The sequence below is a fragment of the Bacteroidota bacterium genome, assembly GCA_016706255.1.
Classification (GTDB): domain Bacteria; phylum Bacteroidota; class Bacteroidia; order Chitinophagales; family BACL12; genus UBA7236.
The window spans coordinates 50,107-70,844 of sequence record JADJJZ010000030.1; the positions used below are offsets into that span (position 1 = coordinate 50,107).

The following is a 20,738-nucleotide window of genomic DNA, read 5'->3' on the forward strand; positions in this document are numbered from 1 at the left end:
GTTTTTATTTTTTGATTGTGCAGAATTGAAACAAGATTGAACAAAATTTTGATTCATACTAGAAATAACATTTTGGTTTCCAATTGGGGAGGGGATTTTTTGATTGATCAAAATTGAAACAATCACGATATCTATGGGAAGAATCAAAATTTTAATGCAACTACCGAACCCAATCTTGATTCAATCTTGTTCAATGGCTGTTTCAATTTTTCACCGGCTGTTTTAATTTATTATTAGTATCAAAATTTTAATGCCGCTACCAAACCCCAATTTTGCTCAATCTTGTTCAATCTTGTTTCAATTTTGATCAATTTTGTTTAATGGCTGTTTCAATTTTTCACCAGCTGTTTCAATTTATTATTTGCATTATAGTTTTAATCCAACAACCAAACCCCAATTTTGCTTCAATCTTGTTCAATTCTGTTTCAATCTTGTTCAATGGCTGTTTCAATCTTTCTCACCGGCTGTTTCAATTTTTTTCAAATCCTTTTAGCTTCGACTCCGCCCCTCCTAGCCCTGATTGCAGCGGAAACCCCCTTTGTCCGCCTCGGAAAAGGGGTTGGAGCGAAAAGCAGGTTGGGAATTTGCTGGCGTGGAAAAAAGTTGCTGCTCCAAAAAAGAAACGGTTTATTGGGCGGGCACCTGCTTTCCTGTCAGCAAAAAACCCTATTTTTGCCTTTATCCGAAACAATGCGCAATCAGGTATATCAAAATATAGCAGCCGATCACAGTAAGGGACTGAAAAAGTTTGCCGTTTTAATCGACCCCGATGAGGTGGATGCAAAGGCGTTGAACCAATTGGTAACACTGGGAAATGAGAACCATGTCGACTACTTTTTTGTGGGTGGTAGCCTGGTTATTGGCGATTACCTGGACACAACCATCAAAACCCTGAAGCAGCAAACGAATATTCCGGTGGTGATTTTTCCGGGCAGCATTCAGCAGGTGAACCCAAATGCCGATGCACTCCTGTTTTTATCGCTTATAAGTGGACGCAACCCCGAATTGCTCATTGGCAACCAGGTGTTGGCGGCTCCTTACGTGAAAAAATCGGGTATTGAGGCTATTTCAACGGGTTATATCCTGATTGACGGTGGCGCGCCGACAACGGTGAGTTATATTTCGAATACGAATCCAATTCCTTCCGATAAGCCCGAAATTGCGGCCTGCACTGCTATGGCCGGCGAATTATTGGGCATGAAACTGATTTATATGGACGCTGGCAGCGGTGCCAAAAGGGCTATTCCTGCTGAGGTAATTGCGGCTGTGCACAAACATTGCGATTTACCTATAATAGTTGGTGGTGGCATTAGAACCCCCGAAAAAGCATACGAAACCTGCAACGCTGGCGCCGATATTGTTGTGGTGGGCAATGCCATTGAAAAAGATACTTCACTGATTAAGGAAATTTCGTTTGCAGTACATTCTGTTACTGTTTAATCGCGTATTTACTTCCTGAATTTTAACTTTACACCATGCGCGGAACCGTAGTTCAAAGTACCGGAAATTTTTATGATGTGTTATTGGCTGATGGCAGTATAATTATTTGCCGTTTGAAAGGAAAATTTCGCCTCGATAATAAAAAACAAACGAATCCGATTGCAGTTGGTGATTTTGTAATGGTGGAAAAAGGTCCGACCGAAAGCAGTGATGAACCGAATTATATTATTAATGAAATTTTGCCGCGCAATAATTATATTGTTCGTTCTGATATTCATAAAGCAGCATACAAACATGTAATTGCATCGAATATTGATCAAACAGTTGTAATTGCATCGTTGCGTGAACCGAGAACTGCTTTTGGTTTTATTGACCGCATTTTATTAAACAGCGAAGTGTATGGTATTCCTGCAAAAGTAATTTTTAATAAACATGATTTATATCAGGAAAAAGATGATGAGTTGCTTCAGGAATTAATGTATAGTTATAATGAAGCGGGTTATGAAAGTTTTTCTACATCGGTATTAAATAAAGAAAATCTTGAGCAATTGCACGAGCTGTTCGAAAATAAAACTACGCTGGTAATTGGTATGTCGGGCGTTGGAAAATCATCGTTAGTGAATAGTATATTTCCGCATTTAAATTTAAAAACGGGTGCTATTTCGGCGTATACGGAAAAGGGTTTACATACCACAACGTTTGCACATATGTATCGCATAAATGAACATTCATTTATTATTGATACACCTGGTATAAAAGAATTCGGACTGGTTGATATTGATGAATATGAAGTGGGACATTATTTTCCGGAAATAAGAAAAGAAATGCAAAATTGTAAATTCAATAATTGTCTGCACATAAATGAAACCGGCTGTGCTGTTAAACAATTGCTGGAGGAAGGAAAATTTTCGCCTTCGCGATACACCAGCTATATTACGTTTTATGAAGAAATAAAAGGAGCAAAAAAGTGGTAATATGCGGGTAGTAATTCAACGGGTTTTAAACGCAAGTGTTGTTATTGAACAACAAACACATGCTGCCATTGGTAAAGGTTTACTTATTTTATTGGGGGTAGAAGAAAATGATAGCAATGAGGACATTTTGTGGCTGACACAAAAAATTGCCCAGTTGCGCATTTTTGAGGATGCGGACGGATTAATGAATATTAGTGTGCAGGATATTGATGGCGAAATTTTGGTGGTGAGTCAGTTCACGTTATTTGCTTCAACAAAAAAAGGTAATCGCCCTTCATTTATTCGCAGTGCAAAACCGGATATTGCGATTCCGTTGTATGAACGTTTTGTTACTGAACTATCATCATGCACAAATAAAAAAGTGTCTACCGGTGTTTTTGGTGCAGATATGCAGGTGCAATTAATCAACGATGGTCCGGTTACGATAATAATTGACAGCAAAGCAAAAGAATAGTGCCGGTTATTTTCTAATTTTACACTTCAATTACTGCCTTGAAACAATTTTTTTCCAAATACATTGAATATTTATTAATTGGAAATACCATTCTGATGGTTTTGCTTAAACCCATGCTGCCAACCTATGGTGAGCGAATGAGTATGATACTTTTTGGCACATTATCGTTTTATTATCTGGCATCGGGTATTCTGGTTTTTTTGGATAAACAACGTATTGGCCGAATAATGCGGTTAATCTATTTATTTGGCTTGTGGTCAGTATCGATTACAGTGATGGCGGTGATGGCGAGAACATTGCTGTTGCAAATGGATAAGCAGTTGCTCATTATTTCTGTTTCATCAGGCATGGGTTTAATGGCTTATTTGCTGTTATATTACCGCAAACTTGAGGGGGATGATAAGGCTACATTATTACTTTGGATTAAACCGCTGGTTTTACGTTCCATATTAGCACTTTGTGTTGCCATAGCATTTTTAATCAGCAGTAATTATGGCATTTATAGTTTATTCGGAACGCATAAAAATGATGCTGTTTATACTGAAAAAGTGGTAAAAGCATATGAAAATCCGGATGATACAGCGGTGGTAAACGACCTTGATCGTTACGATAAATTGATGGATAAAAAGGATGCTCCATCCGACGACAAATAATATTTTATTCCTTGTTTTTCTGCATATAAAATCGATAGCCGAATATTTTATTGATTAATTTTAGGAGATGTTACACAAAACCCGGGCTATTGTTTTTAAGGTTACAAAATACTCAGAGTCGAGTGTAATCATAAAAGCGTATACCGACATGTTTGGTGTACAATCGTATATTATAAACGGCGTTCGGTCGGCAAAAGGGAAGTCTAAATCTGCTTTGTATCAGCATGGCAATTTGCTCGATATGGTGGTGTATCACAAGGAGCAGGCAAATTTGTTGCGCATTAGTGAATGTGGGTTTGCACATATTTATGAAGATTTGCCTTTTAATATTGTAAAAAGTTCGTTGCTGATATTTTATTTGGAGATTTTAAATAAAATAGTTGGCGAACATGAAACAAACGAAGCATTATTTGATTTTTTATTTGAAATATTTATCGAGTTAGATCAAACTTCCAAACCATTAGCCAATCACCATATATGGTTTTTGCTGGCGCTTACAAAATATTTAGGCTGCTACCCAACCTCATCGCCTGAAACCTATTTTGATTTAAAAGAAGGTATGTTTGTTGAACATTTTCCGGCGCATCAGCAATTTTTGAATGAACATTTGTCCAACGCATTTAGGGCAATTATAGAACCTGAGTTAAAAAATTATGACCAGATAACATTAAAGGCTGCAGATAGAAAAATAATATTGCAACAATTATTAATTTATTTCCGCCTGCACATTCAGGATTTTGGCGAATTACGTTCCTATGAAATTTTAGAAAGCTTATTTAAGCAGTAAGGTTTTTAAATAAACGGCGTAGATTCCCTGCTGCCTCACAAGACTATACGTTTGTTTTTTATAGTCAAATTGTTCTCCTAATGGTTCATCGCCGCGCACATTAATAATTGCATCGGGCATGGGTTTGTCTGCATAATAGACTGCTTCCAACACACTTGTTTCATTTTTGATGCGAATTTGATAAATAGAAAAATCTTCATTTTGATTATTAAATCGCCAAAATGGATATTCCCAGCTGTCGCCACCCGAAATAAATGCTACCGCATTACAATTATTACTTTGTAAAACAGTATTTACCTCCATAAAATCGTGTTGCAATAATTTATTGGAAGCAAAATATTGCGTAGCAGCAGGAGTTGTAAAAATATTATTAGCTCCAATGAGCGGTCTGCTCTGATTATAAAACAGAAATATCAGTGAAAATAAAAATGTAATGAGCGCAATACCACGACTCAATAAGCGTGGTGTTTGTTCAATTACAATTGCAAATAACACAGCCCCGGCAATAAACAACAACAAGTGCAACCTTACGTGCCAGATTTGCCATTTTAATACAAAACAAAAGAGTAAAAACATGATTAAAATAAGGCCTGCGAGCAATTTTTGTGTGCCGGAAAAGTGTTTCCTTTTCACCAGCATCCAAACTAGAGCAAACGCGAATAAAAATATTTGCAGAAAATTTCCCGCGGCATCTTCATGCGAGGAAAAATAGCCAACTTCAAAATCGGGACTAGGTGCCCAGTTGTATTTTGGCGCATTAACATCTACCCCAATTAATTTATTAAACCGGGTAACACCGTTTGTTAGTGCATGATTAATTGCGGGTACAGGTGTACGTAAATGCATTGTTGCATTTTTGCTCACATTAGAAATAAATCCGCCGATGGTATAAACATCGTTATTGAGTTCGTAAGATTTGCCCAGCGGGCTTTTATATATTTCATAATTGCGATAGGCAAAAGGAAAATACAAAGTTGCTACCAGCATTAATCCAAAAATTAAGGATGGCATTGCAGCTAATTTTTTCTTTATTAAATAAGTTATTCCAAAAAATATAACAACCGGTAATAAATAAATAAATGCCGTGCCTTTACTTAAAAGTGCGAGCGCACAAACTAAATAAAACGCACCTGTTGTATAAAATGAGAATTGATTTTTGACTGATAAAAGCGCAAATAAAATTGCCATCATTACAAAAAATGCAACCGCTAAATCGTTTTGTGTGCTGCTGCTTTGCAAAATTGCCATTGGTATTGTTGCAACAAAAAAAGCAGCGAGCAATTGTGTTCTTGTATTTGCGCCTGCTGCTGCGGCCAAAAGTGCTGCTGCACCTATGTTTCCGGCAAAAAACAACCATTGTATTAAATTTGCAAGCCGGTCGTTATTACTGAGTAATAGCAGATGCAAAATACCATATTCAGCAAGTGGTGGTTGTGTTATTTGTCTGTCGATTTGCGTTGGATATTGCGCAACATTATGATGTTGTTTCCATTGCATAACACGGCCGAGGTGGTAGGTCATACTATCCCAATTATTTGGATACGCAAATAATGCAGTAATTAAAGTTACGCCTAAAATAAAGAGGATAGCATAAAATAATCCTTTTTGATATCGGCAGGTTAAAAATTGGAGATTGTATTTTGGAATGTATTTTCCGTTTCGCCACCAGATTATAAATCCGGTGCCTGCAAATAACATCCAGGCAATTAAAACCGGAAATGTAGTTAACGCATTAAAAATGTTTAAAATCTCTGTTGAAAGGTAGATAAATCCACTTAAACCGATTAAGGTTAATACAAATGGTAAAATGAACCCGGCATTATAATTTTTCACATAACCGGCCATCACTAAAAAAACAATAATTCCGGTTATGAGTAGTATGATGGCCATGGTTTAGTCGTAGACTTCCAAATGTACTCTTTCTTTTTCATACCCTAAATCGGCAATACGCAATTTGGCATCATTAACCATGTTTCGCCAGCCACAGAGGTAAAAGTCCATGTCGCGTTTTCCGTGTTCACAAATAGCATCATAAACATCATGAACATATCCTTTTGCACCAGCCCATTCATGCGATTCGTGTCGGCTTAGTGCCACATGATATTTAAAGTGCGGGTATTTTAATGCGAGTTCAAGAAATTCTTTATGATATAAAATATCCGATTCTTTTCGTGTTCCGAAAACCAGATGTATTTCAGGAGTGGCAATATTATGGTGGAGCAGATGTAAAATTTGAGAACGAAAAGGTGCAATACCTGTACCGGTGCTAATCATCACCAGCGGGCGTTCCAGTGTATCAGGCAATACAAATTTTCCTGCGGGTCCGCGAAATTTTAAACTCGCTCCGGGAACAGCCTGTTCAAACAAATACGTTGAACCGAGTCCGCCTTCTTTGTGACTGATTAATAATTCGAAAAGGTTGTTGCCAAATGGTGCTGAAGCAATTGAATAACTGCGCATGCGTTGGCTCGGTCGTTCGCTGATAGGAAGGTCGAGGGTAACAAATTGACCGGGAATAAAGTCGAAAACCGGGTTTTCTGCTGCTTCAATAATAAAACTACGGGTATTATGGGTTTGGATGATTACTTCTTTTACGATGCCGTTTTGCCAGACTAACATATTATCTTTTTGAATGCAACACAAAGGTGCAGTAAAAAGTTTAAAACTTATGTTTCAAAATTAATATGTATGATAAAAAGAAAATGAGCTGACAAATTGCTCATTTTCTTTTTTCGGAGTTTTATCGCTGAACAATCATTATTTTGGTATCGATGATTGAACCATTCACTTTAAGTGTATAACCATATGTTCCTGCTGAAAGATTTGCCGTGTTTAATATAAGCTGGTTTTGGTAACAATCAATTTCTTCTTCAATAATTATTCTACCTGTAGAAATTTCACTTATTAAAATATAGGCATCACTGCAATTCATTGGAATTCGATATGGAATTACCGTATTATTATCTAGTGGATTTGGAATATTTTGTCCTAAAGATGGTAATTCATTTGAAATTGTAATTATTTGATTTTGAGTAACGGGATTACAACAATTCATCAAATTGCTTTGCATTTGATTTACCAGTAATGCCAATTCATTTATTTTATTATTCAGCAATTCATTTTGTTTTGTCAATTCATTTATTAAATAATAAGACGAATCGATTTTGGTATTTAGTCCCTGTATTCCAATAAGGGCAACCCCTGCAGGGTCTATTGTAGATATTGTTGTATCATCGCCTACATTAAATAATGCATTAAATTGTTGGGCGTAGGGTCCTATATGAAACACATCATCTTCATCTGCAATATAATGCCAGCGCTCAATATTTAGTAAAAGAATTTTATTCAACATTTCCTGTTCATCCAGTTGTTGTTTTTGATCTTTAATACGTTCATCAGATGCATTTACCCAAGTGCCGCCTGTAGATAATCGCGCTGTGGTAACCTGAAAATCTAAAATACTTGATGCCCCCGGTGCTTTACCAATTCCTATTTTATTTACGGATGTATTTCCTATACGAATTGTATTAGATGACGACACCGTTGCATCTTTTCCAATAGCAATAATATTCATTAAACCGGATGTAGATACATCGGCATTATAACCTAAAAAAGTACCATCGGTCATTGAAAATGCACTTGCAGCGCCGGCACCAACGGCAGTATTATAATTGGCATCCACATTGTAGCCAGCGCTGTTTCCCACAAATGTATTATTTGATGTATTTACGATATCATTTCCGGCATAATTTCCAATTGCCACATTATAATTTCCAAGTTGTGTGTTTCTACCGGCATCGCCACCAATATAAACGTTTTGACTGCCGCTAAATAAGGCGTAACCTGCATTATTCCCAATAGCAACATTTGTATTTCCGCTAAATAAATTATGAGCGGCATTAGCTCCCATTACCACATTATAAGATCCAGCCGCTAAAGCATCTGCAGCATAATAACCGGAAATGGTATTATTAGTGCCGGTTATTGTATTACCTGCTAATGCTCCATAAACGGTATTTCCACTGCCCATTGGTGAAGCAACGTTATATCCCATTGCTGTATTGTAATCACCCATTCCGGGTGCTGTTGCTTCATTTGTTCCAATGTAACAATTGAAATTTCCTGTTGTATTATTAAATCCTGAGTAATTTCCTAAAAATATATTATCGTAACCTGAAGTATTTTCAGCGCCTGAATAATTGCCCAGAAAAATATTACTATTTGCCTGATTATCTGCTCCTGCGTAACTTCCTAAAAAAATATTATTTGAACCTGAGTTAAATCCGCCTGAACCATCACCAAAAAATATATTATAATTACCTGTATTATTAGATCCGGCTGCATTTCCGATCATATCATTACCTATACCGGAATTTGTTTTTCCTGAATTGGGGCCAATAGCCACATTCCCATCACCTGTAGTAGCAAATGCTCCTGACAGATATCCAATAAACACATTATCACTTCCGGTAATATTTTGAGCGGCATCAAAACCTATTGCAACATTGTGAAAAACCGCTGCAGTTGAGTTATTCATTACACCGTCACCAATACCTATATTTCCAACCGATGTATTATCTATGATTTCCGCAACATTTGATCCTACTAATATATTTCCATATGATAAAGTACTTTTTTCCAGCCGGCTATTATTTCCTAAAAACAAAGTGCCATTTAAATTTGCAGTAAAGGCATGAAAATTACCTGTATAGATAGACCCTTTCATATAAAAATTATTCCAATTATTAACGCTAGTTCCCAAACTTCGAGTTTTATCCTCATCTGGGTTTAAATCGGTATTTATGCTGGTAGCCGACAAATTTGACAGGTCAGTTTCTGCGGCACCACCAACACCGGGTCCGGTTGCAGTTAACGAAACCCAAGCCGAACCGTTATATCCTTCAAAATCAGTTCCGGTCCAACGAATAAATCCTGCCGATGGGGTTCCTGCATAGTTGCCAATTTTTATAGATCCCAAATAACCTACTCCATCAACATAAAGATTTTTCCAAGATAAAGCAGTAGCACCTAAATCAATTGTATTATCTGTTCCGGGTTGTAATGTGGCATTAACTGCTGTAGTAGTAAGATTATTTAACGTTCGGGCAGCATCCTTTGAACTAACAGCAACCCAGGATGTTCCATCAAAATAATAAAATCCAGGTGTCAAATTGGTTTGAAAAATTAACAATCCCGTTGTTGGAGAAATAATGGCATCCCGTTGAACTTTTGTCATGCGGGGAACTAAAATACCCTTACTGGTACTAACCAAATCCAACAGCGCAGAAGGGGCTGGATCAGTTGTGCCTATACCGGCTGAACCGGTATTTGGGAAAGTATTGGTTTGAGCTGAAACCACAAAACTACTGAGTAGTAAAATGGTTATAATGAATAAATGGTATTTGCGCATGTTTTTTTTACAAAACTCCCATTTATAAGTAAGGATAAACAACCAAATTTTTTTCAAACTTAGATTTGTTATGTTTGTATTCCCAGGCAAATTATTCAAATAAGTATATGGACGATCTTAAGATTTTAATAAGTTCCTTATCTGAAGCAGATAAAAAATATTTCAGGCAGTATGCAGCGCTACAAAATGAAAATGCTAATTATTTTAAATTATTTAATTATATTGACCAACAGAAAACTTACACAGATGAGGCTGCAAAAATTTATTTTAAAAATGAAGCATTTGTTAAACAGTTATCAGTTGCTAAAAATTATTTAAATGAAGTAATACTTCGAACATTCCGGATATCTGCTGAAAAAGAATCAGATGAGATAAGTTTGCAACTTATGATGCTCGACATACGGTTTTTGTTAAGTAAAAAATGTTTACAACAATTAAAAAAGGTTTTAAAACGTGCAAAAAAAATCGCAGAAGAGCAGGAAAATTTTTTAGTATTACTAAATATCTTCTCCATGCAACGGCATCTTCTAACTGAATTTAAATTTGAGGCTAAAGAAAATATTACACTGGATAGCATCGTAAAGGAAGAATTTATAGTTCTTCAAAAAATAGAACATGTAAATACCATTTACCATTTATATTGCAAGGCAAAATTAATTATTACTTCTACGCGTAAAACAAATGGCGACAAAAAGTTATTAAAAGAATTTGACAATATTTTCAAACATACAATGTTGCAATCTCCAGATACAGCAACATCACTACGCGCTAAACATTGGTATTGGAGTGCCTTACATTTTAAACATGTATTTGAAGCTGAACCGGAAAAAGATTTACAAAACAGCTTATTACATTTAAAACTTTTTGAAGAAAACATTCAATTTGCATCAACGCGTCCGCTCAGTTATATGACAGTATTAAATAATGTTCTGGAAGCTTATCGATCAAAAGGAAATGTTTTAAAAGCTGCACCTTATTTAAAGATTCTTGAAAGTGTTGTGCCAAGAAATGAAAGGGAAGCTGATGGTAAAAATATTTACCTCTCGCACCATAAAATGTGGTGGTATATTAGCAATAATGAAATGGAAAAAGCCATTTCAGAAGCATTAAAGGAATTTGACAGAATTAACAATGTTAATAAATTGAAAAAGGACAGCATTATTGTTCAATATACCATGATTGCAATCGTACTAATTACGGGTAAAAAATATAAAGAAGCTGCAAAAGCCGTCAATATTCTTCTGGCAATACCTAAGTCCGGAATCAGAGAAGACATTCTTGAACATATAAAAATTATGCAATTGATTCTACAAGCTGAAGAAAATCAATATGATATCGTTGCAAACATATTGCGTAGTATAAAACGGAGCACTAAGCAATTTCCGCTTATGGAAATTGTTCACCAGTTTTACAAGCAGCTGCTTAAAAACCCAACTGCAAAACATAAACGTGAATTAGGTTTAGCGTTTACTAAGGAAATACACCAAAGAAACATTCAGGCACCTCAGGAATTCCCGGAATTTTTAAATATGTTGTTGATTTTATGGAATAGATAAGGTTTTGTATTCAAAATTGTACCTTTGCAACAAGAAATGGACTTGCAGGAATTGCTTACGGTATACCGAGAGCAGGACGAAAGAATTAAAAATTTTACCGGACAGATAGAGGGTGCCCAAAAGCCGATAAACCTCCATCTGAAGGGCATTGCAGGCTCATTACTTTCCTTTGTTGTTTCCGGAATTTATAAGAATCTTCACCACAACCATCTTTTTGTTTTAAATGACAAAGAGGAAGCCGGTTACTTTTTAAATGACCTTGAAACTTTACTTGACAAAAAGGATATTTTATACATTCCCGATTCATTTAAAAAGGAAACATCATTTGAGGAGGTAAACACCAATAATGTATTATTACGCACTGAGGCAATAAATAAAATCACAAATTCTGCTACCAGAGGTGAAATAATTGTTACTTATCCCGAAGCGCTCGTAGAAAAATTTGTTGTTGCAGAAGTATTAAAGGAAAATATCATTCTGCTAAAAAAAGGTGAAAAACTCGACGACCATTTTATAATTGATTTATTAGCGGAAAACGGTTTTGAAAGAACAGATTTTGTGTATGAACCCGGACAATTTTCGGTGCGTGGTGGTATTATCGATATTTTTTCATTTGGCAACGAGCAACCTTACCGCGTTGAATTATATGATGATGAGGTAGAAAGTATTCGTGTATTTGACCCTACTACTCAAATTTCAGAAAAATCGATTGCGCAGGTTACCATAATTCCGAATATTCAGACTCAATTTGGTGCCGAGCAAAAATCATCGTTGTTTCACTCCTTACCTAAAAATACGATTGTCTGGTTTAAGGATGCAAAATATACATTTGAGGTAATCAATAAAGTATATGAAAAGGCGCAGGACTGGTATGAGATAGCAAAAAAAGAAAAATTGCTGGATCGTGATCATCCGTTTAATAAATATCCGCCGGAGGAATTATTACTTTCAGGGCCTTCTTTATTACAGGAAGTTCCACTGTTTAGTTGTGTGGAATTTGGTTTGCATAAAAGTTTTGATGATGCTGCAGAAATCGTTTTTAATGCAGCACCACAACCTTTATTTAACAGGAACTTTGATACCCTGATTCAAAAATTAAAAGAATTTCAAACGCAACGATATCATTTATTTATTTTCATGAGCAATGCGCGACAAGCGGAACGTTTTCATGAAATATTTACCGATTTAAATGCGCAATTAAAATATTTACCAATAATTCCTGTGATTCGTGAAGACGGTTCAGCATCAACTACAATTGCTGCGGGGTTTATTGACCACGATAAAAAAATTGTTTGTTTCACCGACCACCAAATATTTGAGCGCCATCATAAATACACCATAAAAAGTGGATTTGCCAAAAGTGATGCGATTACGATAAAAACCTTGATGGAGTTGCGTCCCGGCGATTTTGTAACACATATCGACCACGGTGTAGGTGTATATTCGGGATTAGAAAAAATTGAAATAAACGGTCAAATTCAGGAAGCGGTTCGTTTAATTTATCGCGATAATGATTTATTGTATGTGAATATTAATTCGCTGCATAAAATTTCGAAATATTCAGGAAAAGATGGAACGGCGCCAAAATTAAATAAAATTGGCAGCGATGCCTGGGAGCAACTAAAACGCAAAACAAAGGCGAAAGTAAAAGATATTGCGAAAGATTTAATTGCATTATACGCGCAACGCAAAGCAAGTAAAGGTTTCTCTTTTTCACCCGATGGCTATTTGCAAAACGAACTCGAAGCAAGTTTTATTTATGAAGATACACCTGATCAATTCAGGGCAACGGTAGATGTAAAACGCGATATGGAAAAACCTCATCCAATGGACCGGTTGGTTTGTGGAGATGTTGGTTTTGGCAAAACAGAAATTGCCATTCGCGCCGCATTCAAAGCTGTTGTTGATGGAAAGCAGGTTGCTGTGTTGGTGCCGACAACTATTTTGGCATCTCAACATTTCAAAACATTTTCGGAGCGATTAAAAGAATTTCCGGTTACTGTAGATTATATCAATCGATTTAAATCAGATAAGGATAAAAAAGCAACATTAGAAAAATTAGCTGAAGGAAAAGTTGATATATTAGTCGGAACACATGCCATTATCGGAAAAAAAATAAAATTCAAAGATTTAGGGTTATTAATAATTGATGAAGAACAAAAATTTGGAGTAACTGTAAAAGAAAAGTTACGTGCTTTCAGAGCAAATATTGATACCTTAACATTAACGGCTACACCAATTCCAAGAACCTTACAATTTAGTATGATGGGTGCTCGTGACCTGTCAATTATAAATACACCACCACCAAACAGGCAGCCGATTCAAACTGAATTAAAAACATTTGATGCCGAATTTATCCGCGATGCCATTTATCAGGAAATTTATCGCGGTGGTCAGGTTTATTTTATTCACAACCGCGTTCGCGATATTCAGGAAACTGCTGCCTTAATAAAAAAAGTTTGCCCCGATTTAAATATTGGTGTTGCTCACGGTCAGCTTGAAGGTGAGGAGCTGGAAGACCACATGTTAAAGTTTATTGATAAAACATACGATGTGCTGGTTTGCACCAATATTGTTGAAAGCGGATTAGATATTCCGAATGCCAATACCATTATTATAAATAATGCACATTGGTTTGGCCTAAGCGATTTACATCAGTTGCGGGGACGTGTGGGTAGAAGTAATAAAAAGGCTTATTGTTATTTAATTTCACCTCCTTTATTCGGGTTGCCTGATGATTCGAGAAAACGATTACGCACGATAGAACAATTTGCCGATTTAGGCAGCGGATTTCAGATTTCGATGCGCGATTTGGATATTCGTGGTGCAGGAAATTTATTAGGTGCCGAACAAAGCGGATTTATTTCTGAAATTGGTTTCGATATGTATCATAAAATACTGGACGAAGCCATTCGTGAATTAAAACAAACGCAGTTTAAAGAATTATTTGCCGATCAGGTTGCTGAAAAACAGGAATATGTGCGGGATGTTCAAATTGATACCGACCTGGAAATGCTGATTCCGGATGCTTATATCACAAATATTAATGAGCGGATGAGCATTTATACCCGTTTGGACAATGTTGCAAACGAAGAGCAGATTACGCAGTTTAAAACTGAACTTACCGACCGTTTTGGCAAAGTTCCGCGACAGGTGGAAGAGCTGTTTAACGGCATTAGATTGAGATGGCTTGCAAAAGATATGGGCTTAGAACGCATCATATTTAAAGGCCGTAAACTGCGCTGCTATTTTGTAGAAAATCCGGAGTCGGTTTTTTATGATAGCCAGTTGTTTAAACAGATCATGCAGGTGATTGGCCAAAAACAAACCACGGGAACCATAAAACAAACCGACAAACACCTCATCCTCATTTTTGAGCAGGTTCAAAGTATGAGCCATGCGCGAACTTTACTACAAAACCTGCATCAGGTTCTTTTTAGTGCTGTTTCAAAACAGTAACTTTGTTACAAAACAACTACTATGAAACTAACAACCATATTGGTATGTTCATTGGTATTGCTGATGGCAACCGCATTTAAAAGTGATAATAATTGCGAATCTTTTTTTCCAAATGAAGTTGGCACAAAATGGGAGCTTACAAATTATGATGCTAAAGACAAAGTAACTTCTAAAAGTTTAAGTCAGCTCACTGCAATAAATAATGTTGCCGATGGCATGGAAGCCACAATTAATATTGAAATATTTGATGAAAAAAATAAGTCATTAAATAAAGGTGATGTAATAATGAAATGTACTCAGGATAAATTTTTAATGGACATGAGTAATATGTTTCCGAAAGATCAGTTTAATGGAATGAATGATGTAAGTATAGAAATTTCTGATCAATACATGGAATTCCCATCTAATCCTGTTGCCGGACAAACCTTACCGGATGATGAAAGTACAATGACTGTTACCATGAACGGTATGACCATTATGAGCATGAAAATGAAAACCACCAATCGCAAGGTTGAAGGTACCGAAACCATTACAACACCTGCAGGCACTTATAATTGTGTAAAATATTCATCCGATACTGAAGTATCATCTACCATGTTTAAATCGAAATCAAAATCGACCATGTATATGGCAAAAAATGTTGGTATGGTGAAAATGGAGAGTTATGATGATAAAGGTAAATTACAATCAAAACAATTACTTACATCATTTGGTAAATAATATTTGTGAAGGTATTTTCCATTTTATTTATTGGAATAATTGTCTTTATCAGTTGCAACAAACGTGAACTTCCACAACTAAATGATGGCACGGAAACCGTTGAAGCCGGCGCTGTATATGTTGTTCATAGTATGATTTATGTTGAGCATGATCCCTGGACTACATCTAATATTTACGTAATAAAAGGCACCGGCGACACCGTTTGGGTGTATGGTTCCGGTTATGGCAATTTTGTTGATGTGTGTAACGATTGCAACGACAATAATTATTACTTAGGTAAAAAATTTCATGGCACGGGTCCTGCAACTGCAGATGTAAAAGCGGTTGATAGCATCATCACAAACATTTTTGGCTTACAACGCGATAGAGTTTTATTACAATTTATTGTTCCGCATTATCATAATGATCATATTAATAATGAATTTATTGATGCCTTTCATTCAGCATTTTCATATCCATTGCGCAGCGATGAAAAAATATGGATTCATGTAAACGACGCCTACGGAGCAATATGTAATGAACCCTGCTGCGGAACAGAACCTTGTCCCGACAAAAAAAATAAATATTACGGTGTGCCCTATTTGCCTTCATGGGAAAAAAAATACACAGATTTATTCACCAAAATGGGTGAAGCAGATGATCCTTGCAATAAAATTATAAAAACCTTCACATCGGTTACCGGTAACTGGCATATAACAAAAGCACTTGCTGTAGCCGACGGAGGCCATACCGACGGCACCGTAAATCTCGAAAACGAAAAGCTGCAACTGCGTATTGCCGGCACAAAAAGCAAAAAACAATGTCCGCTTCCTGAAGGCTGGCGTATGATTTCAGTGCATGGAAATGTTACCGGCGATGATAATTCTCCCGGGGAGTAAGCTATCACCATATTTGGGTACTGCAGTTTTGTTTTATACTTCTACATTTGTGTCAACAAAAACACATTTATGGGAAGTATCTTATTTAAAGAAATTGAAGATTTCAGAAAACAACAAACCGCCTTCACCGTTCATCCTAGACCTTTAGTTGTAGATGCACTGGATAGCCTGGACAAGCAATATGTAAGTGAATTTATTAACCCTTCTGAATATTATAAAATTACAAAAGGAGGTAGAAATACGGTAATTGCTTTATTAGATACCGGCGTTTATGCAGAACACAAAGCATTAAATGAAAAAGTAATTGCATCCATGATGTATAATGGTTCAACTAAGGGGCCTAACGGTAAGTTGACTGACGAGCATGGCCATGGCACACATCTGGCCGGTATTTTGGTAGCTGAGCACATTACAATTAGTTATAAGGTTGATGGTATTACAAAAACAGAAAAAATTGGCGGTATGATACCCGATGCTCGGTTAGTAAGTATTCGGGTTACTTCTGACAACAGTGGTAATACTTCATGGTATGCTATTGCCGAAGGTTTGGAGCAAGTGTTTAATTATAATTTAAAGCCGGGAATGAAAGCAGATGACAAAATTAAAATTGTTGTGCTGGCTTATAATGCATTCGATAATGTAAACTCAGATTATCCTGTTTGTAATCATCGTATTAATAAACTCATTCAGGAGTTATATAAAATGGGAATACCTGTTGTTGTTTCAGCTGGTAATGCATATGACTATTATCAACCTGCATTTACTACAAGTATTGCTTCAGGATTAGCTTATCCTGCTTATTTTAAAAATACATTGGTTGCAATGGCAAACGATAGTAATAATAAGTTAGCCTCATTTACACAACGAAACTGTGATGAGGACCATAATTTCGGTAATAACGTATTTAGCGCAATTGGCGCCGACACTATCTCCACCGGAATTGGAGCCGTAGATGCTGCCAGCGTATTAAGTGGCAGCAGTCAGGCAGCGGCGGTGTTAGCAGGATTATATATTCAAAAATTAATTCGCTTAAGCACAGGGTCTGATAGTTTACACCCAAGCAGAATATTTTATGAATTAAACCAACATGCCACCATTCAAAATCAAAATATGCTTGATGCCAGTCGCACAGCACATACTAAACATTTCAAAATCGCAAACCTCTAAATTTATTCTATGTTACAATCTTTCAAACCACATATATTTATCGATCACACAAATGCTTCGTTTACATTTTTAATAAACACGAATAGCAACAATGGGAATTATACCATTAACTCATCAATAAACGAATTCGATGATCCATATCAAAATGGCGTTAGGGTTTACGAGTTTACACTTGCAACATCAAGTGCAACGGTTAATAATCAACCGATAAGTTTATCGTTACCCTCATCCTCTGGAAATTATAATAAAATTTCAGTACGCGTATTGTTTCCAAACGGTTCAGCAGCAGGTTCGGTAACTGTTAATGTTAAAAATGAAGAACACTTTACACACGATGGCACCAATGTAATGCCTTATTGTTGGATAAAATCATTACCCGTGCCTGCAACAAAAGTGTTTTTTAAAACATTTGTTCCTAATACTGTTTTGCCGGCACAACCATCTGAAATTGTGTTATTACCTGCAAAAAATAAAATAGTATTAAATTATATCGTTCCTCCTTTAGCGGCCAATCCAAACAATCTTTTTTCTGAGCGTTCTTATAATTTAGCAGATTACGACCCTGCTACTTACAATTTAATTGAAGTGCGCATCACAGAGGAAGACAGCAACAGCACCCGTAAGAAAAAAGGCTCCGGCACCACATCACAATCGGATGCCGACTCATCAGATGATAATTAATTCCATATAACCACTTATATTTGAAGCCAATGCAATTGAATAAGATCATTACGTTGGCTTCTTTTTTTGTGTTTGCCTGCTCAATGGCATTTACTCAAAAAGTTGATACCACCTATATTAATACTATAAACCAGCTTAGTTTTGATTTACGTGAAAGCAACCCCGACTCATGTAAGTTGCTTGCAGAAGAGGCAATACGGCTATCTGAAAAAATAAAGTATACACGCGGACTTGGTGATGGTTATACGCGGCTTGGTTTATTGGAAAAAAATAAAGGCAGTTATACCGGAGCAATCACGTATTATAAAAAAAGTTTATCCTATAGAAAACAATTAAATAAACCTGAGCAACTTGCCGGCACTTATTCAAATATTGGAAACGCTTACCATAATGCCGCCCAATTTGATTCTGCTATCTACTATCATCTCGAATCAATTAAAATTGCTGAGGCGCTCAATAACACCAAATTAATTATTAAATATTATGGTTGTTTGGCAGTAGCCTATCAAAAAAATGAAAGCACAGAAGAAGCTTTAAAATATTATACGATAAGTTATGATTATGCATTGAAATCGGATGACCCAATTGACTTACTGCTACCTTCAATAAATTTAAGTTCGCTTTATATTGATATTAATAATCCCCGCAAAGCAATCAGTTATTTGCTAAATGTTGTAAAAAACAATCCGGACTTGCCTGCAGCGGATGACTTGGGAAATATTTACAACAATCTAAACACTGCATATAATAATTTGAATATTGAAGACAGTGCTTTGTATTATTTTGAAGCCGCAAAAGAAATTTTTGAAGCAGAAGAGCTACCCGAACTTGGTGTTTGCCTAAGCAACATGGGAATACTATATTTTAAAGCCGGCAATGCAGAAAAAGCAAAACAATATCTCAAAAACAGCAACACATTACTGTTAAAAGCAAACCGCTTAGAAGTTGTTGAAGATAATTATTTATACTTATCTGGTGTTTATAGCAATCAGGGGTTATTTGATTCGGCAGAGCAAATGATGCAATTGCATATTATTTATCGTGATTCTGTTTTTAACCAGGAGAAACAGGCTAAAATAAGTGAGATACAAACCGTTTATGAAACAGAAAAGAAAGAGCAAATTATTAAAAGACAAAAAATTGTAAATTCAGCTATTATAATTGGTTCGATATTACTGCTTGCAATTTTATTATTGTTGTTTAATCGCCGTCAACTGAAAAAGAAACTTGAGTTCGAGCAGCAATTGGTTTCCGATAGAACCCGCATTAGTTCTGACTTACACGATGATATTGGCTCTACGCTTGGCAGCATTTCGTACTTTAGTCAGCTGGTAACCAAACTTCAGAAAGAAAATGATGCAGAAAAAGTACAGGATCTTCTTGGTAAAATTGAAGAGGTAAGTGGTGAAGCCGTAGAAAACATGAGTGATATTGTTTGGGCCATTAAGCCGGATAATGATAATTCGGAAAAAATGTTTTTACGGATTCAAAATTATGCGACAGAGTTTCAACAGGCTTCTAATATTCAATATCAGTCTAAAATAGATGAAGCTGCAAACCATATCAGTTTAAATATGGAGCAACGCAAAAATATTTATCTCATTTTTAAGGAGAGTATTTACAATGCATTTAAATATTCCGAATCATCTGAAATATTATTTACCGCTACCTATGTTGCGAACGAACTTTGTATCACTTTAATAGACAATGGCAAAGGTTTTGAGCCTGGAAAAACAAAAAGTGTTAATGGTAATGGATTACCCAATTTGATGCGCAGAGCAAAAGAAATTCATGCAGAATTAATTGTGGACAGTGCGCCTGGCAACGGAACAAAAATTATGCTTAAGTTGCCTGTTTGAGTAACCATAATTGGTGATATAAAATATATTTATAAATAAAGAAATTTGCACAAATGAATAACATTAAGGTTTTGTTGTTTGATGATAATATCCGAATCAGGGAGTCGCTGTCGATTTTATTTAACAGCACGCGTGGATTTGAATTTTGTGGGGCTTATCCGGATAATATGCAGGTTGTAGAGTTGGTAGAATTACACAAGCCGAATGTTGTATTGATGGATATCGATTTGCCCGGTATCAATGGAATAGAAGCTGTTCGTAAAATCAGAAAAGTAGATGCTGAAATACCCATTTTAATGCTCACCGTTTTTGATGATGACCAGAAAATATTTGATGCCATTTGTGCTGGTGCTTCCGGCTATATGCTTAAAAATAAATCGCTGGATCAATTAATCGATGCTGTTCGTGAAGTGTCGTTAGGGGGTGCTCCAATGACGCCCTCCATTGCCAAACGTGTATTGGAACTGTTTCAAAAACAAAATAAACTGGAAACTGCAGATGATTTTAATTTAAGTCCAAGGGAAAAAGATGTTTTATCACATTTAGTGCGCGGTTCAAGCTACAAAATGATTGCCGATGAACTACAAATCGGATATGATACCGTGCATACCCATATAAAAAAGATTTACAAAAAATTGCATGTCAACTCAATGACTGAAGCGGTTGCAAAAGCATTAAAAAATAAATTAACCTGATTTTT

16 protein-coding genes are annotated in these 20,738 nt (G+C 36.1%); 13 read left to right on the plus strand and 3 right to left on the minus strand.

The annotated features are described in order from the left end of the window. Positions 1 to 690: 690 nt before the first annotated feature. The 5 genes from IPI65_22795 to recO all read left to right on the plus strand — a co-directional run bounded on the left by IPI65_22795 (position 691) and on the right by recO (position 4,308). Positions 691 to 1,440: a geranylgeranylglyceryl/heptaprenylglyceryl phosphate synthase gene (locus IPI65_22795; GenBank protein ID MBK7444261.1), complete on the plus strand. Its 750-nt coding sequence runs from the start codon at positions 691 to 693 to the stop codon at positions 1,438 to 1,440. Positions 1,441 to 1,475: 35 nt separating this feature from the next. Continuing rightward, on the plus strand, positions 1,476 to 2,414 hold the full coding sequence (gene rsgA / locus IPI65_22800) for a ribosome small subunit-dependent GTPase A (protein ID MBK7444262.1): 939 nt from the start codon (positions 1,476 to 1,478) through the stop codon (positions 2,412 to 2,414). A gap of 1 nt (position 2,415) precedes the next feature. Next, the gene (locus IPI65_22805; protein ID MBK7444263.1) at positions 2,416 to 2,868 is read left to right on the plus strand and encodes a D-tyrosyl-tRNA(Tyr) deacylase; all 453 of its coding nucleotides are present in this window, start codon (positions 2,416 to 2,418) and stop codon (positions 2,866 to 2,868) included. Positions 2,869 to 2,906: 38 nt separating this feature from the next. Beyond that, positions 2,907 to 3,521 carry a hypothetical protein gene (locus IPI65_22810; protein ID MBK7444264.1) on the plus strand — a complete coding sequence of 205 codons (615 nt, stop codon included), beginning with the start codon at positions 2,907 to 2,909 and terminating at the stop codon, positions 3,519 to 3,521. Between the two features lie 67 nt (positions 3,522 to 3,588). Next, complete coding sequence (gene recO / locus IPI65_22815; GenBank protein MBK7444265.1) at positions 3,589 to 4,308, plus strand: DNA repair protein RecO; 720 nt, start codon at positions 3,589 to 3,591, stop codon at positions 4,306 to 4,308. On the opposite strand, the gene IPI65_22820 is transcribed toward recO, so the two are convergent. From IPI65_22820 to IPI65_22830, 3 genes are all read right to left on the minus strand, one after another. After that, positions 4,294 to 6,198, minus strand: coding sequence for a DUF2142 domain-containing protein (locus IPI65_22820; protein ID MBK7444266.1), 1,905 nt, complete (start codon positions 6,196 to 6,198; stop codon positions 4,294 to 4,296). The genes recO and IPI65_22820 overlap by 15 nt on opposite strands. A gap of 3 nt (positions 6,199 to 6,201) precedes the next feature. After that, positions 6,202 to 6,927: an oxidoreductase gene (locus IPI65_22825; protein ID MBK7444267.1), complete on the minus strand. Its 726-nt coding sequence runs from the start codon at positions 6,925 to 6,927 to the stop codon at positions 6,202 to 6,204. Positions 6,928 to 7,048: 121 nt separating this feature from the next. Continuing rightward, on the minus strand, positions 7,049 to 9,718 hold the full coding sequence (locus IPI65_22830) for a tail fiber domain-containing protein (protein ID MBK7444268.1): 2,670 nt from the start codon (positions 9,716 to 9,718) through the stop codon (positions 7,049 to 7,051). Positions 9,719 to 9,825: 107 nt separating this feature from the next. Between IPI65_22830 and IPI65_22835 the strand changes: the two genes are divergently transcribed. The 8 genes from IPI65_22835 (at position 9,826) to IPI65_22870 (ending at position 20,733) form a co-directional block, all read left to right on the plus strand. Next, positions 9,826 to 11,274, plus strand: coding sequence for a hypothetical protein (locus IPI65_22835; GenBank protein ID MBK7444269.1), 1,449 nt, complete (start codon positions 9,826 to 9,828; stop codon positions 11,272 to 11,274). 36 nt (positions 11,275 to 11,310) lie between these two features. Next, positions 11,311 to 14,733 (plus strand): transcription-repair coupling factor, encoded by a 3,423-nt coding sequence (gene mfd / locus IPI65_22840; GenBank protein MBK7444270.1) that lies wholly within the window; start codon positions 11,311 to 11,313, stop codon positions 14,731 to 14,733. A 21-nt stretch (positions 14,734 to 14,754) separates the two neighbouring features. Continuing rightward, complete coding sequence (locus IPI65_22845) at positions 14,755 to 15,453, plus strand: DUF3108 domain-containing protein (protein ID MBK7444271.1); 699 nt, start codon at positions 14,755 to 14,757, stop codon at positions 15,451 to 15,453. 5 nt (positions 15,454 to 15,458) lie between these two features. Then, positions 15,459 to 16,331: a hypothetical protein gene (locus IPI65_22850; protein MBK7444272.1), complete on the plus strand. Its 873-nt coding sequence runs from the start codon at positions 15,459 to 15,461 to the stop codon at positions 16,329 to 16,331. Positions 16,332 to 16,400: 69 nt separating this feature from the next. After that, complete coding sequence (locus IPI65_22855) at positions 16,401 to 17,498, plus strand: S8 family serine peptidase (GenBank protein MBK7444273.1); 1,098 nt, start codon at positions 16,401 to 16,403, stop codon at positions 17,496 to 17,498. A 9-nt stretch (positions 17,499 to 17,507) separates the two neighbouring features. Continuing rightward, entirely contained in the window at positions 17,508 to 18,179 is a 672-nt protein-coding gene (locus IPI65_22860; GenBank protein ID MBK7444274.1) for a hypothetical protein, read from the plus strand. Between the two features lie 35 nt (positions 18,180 to 18,214). Then, a complete protein-coding gene (locus IPI65_22865) occupies positions 18,215 to 20,038 on the plus strand; it encodes a tetratricopeptide repeat protein (GenBank protein MBK7444275.1) in 1,824 nt (607 codons plus the stop codon). Between the two features lie 53 nt (positions 20,039 to 20,091). Beyond that, positions 20,092 to 20,733 (plus strand): response regulator transcription factor, encoded by a 642-nt coding sequence (locus IPI65_22870; GenBank protein ID MBK7444276.1) that lies wholly within the window; start codon positions 20,092 to 20,094, stop codon positions 20,731 to 20,733. Positions 20,734 to 20,738 lie beyond the last annotated feature (5 nt).

What these genes read in the sequence shown, in the direction of transcription:
- IPI65_22795 (MBK7444261.1), top strand. Translation starts at nt 691, where the DNA reads ATGCGCAATCAGGTATATCAAAATATAGCAGCCGATCACAGTAAGGGA.
- IPI65_22830 (MBK7444268.1), bottom strand. Translation starts at nt 9,718, where the DNA reads ATGCGCAAATACCATTTATTCATTATAACCATTTTACTACTCAGTAGT.
- mfd (MBK7444270.1), top strand. Translation starts at nt 11,311, where the DNA reads ATGGACTTGCAGGAATTGCTTACGGTATACCGAGAGCAGGACGAAAGA.
- IPI65_22860 (MBK7444274.1), top strand. Translation starts at nt 17,508, where the DNA reads ATGTTACAATCTTTCAAACCACATATATTTATCGATCACACAAATGCT.
- IPI65_22825 (MBK7444267.1), bottom strand. Translation starts at nt 6,927, where the DNA reads ATGTTAGTCTGGCAAAACGGCATCGTAAAAGAAGTAATCATCCAAACC.
- IPI65_22870 (MBK7444276.1), top strand. Translation starts at nt 20,092, where the DNA reads ATGAATAACATTAAGGTTTTGTTGTTTGATGATAATATCCGAATCAGG.
- IPI65_22820 (MBK7444266.1), bottom strand. Translation starts at nt 6,198, where the DNA reads ATGGCCATCATACTACTCATAACCGGAATTATTGTTTTTTTAGTGATG.
- recO (MBK7444265.1), top strand. Translation starts at nt 3,589, where the DNA reads ATGTTACACAAAACCCGGGCTATTGTTTTTAAGGTTACAAAATACTCA.
- IPI65_22845 (MBK7444271.1), top strand. Translation starts at nt 14,755, where the DNA reads ATGAAACTAACAACCATATTGGTATGTTCATTGGTATTGCTGATGGCA.
- IPI65_22805 (MBK7444263.1), top strand. Translation starts at nt 2,416, where the DNA reads ATGCGGGTAGTAATTCAACGGGTTTTAAACGCAAGTGTTGTTATTGAA.
- rsgA (MBK7444262.1), top strand. Translation starts at nt 1,476, where the DNA reads ATGCGCGGAACCGTAGTTCAAAGTACCGGAAATTTTTATGATGTGTTA.
- IPI65_22835 (MBK7444269.1), top strand. Translation starts at nt 9,826, where the DNA reads ATGGACGATCTTAAGATTTTAATAAGTTCCTTATCTGAAGCAGATAAA.
- IPI65_22855 (MBK7444273.1), top strand. Translation starts at nt 16,401, where the DNA reads ATGGGAAGTATCTTATTTAAAGAAATTGAAGATTTCAGAAAACAACAA.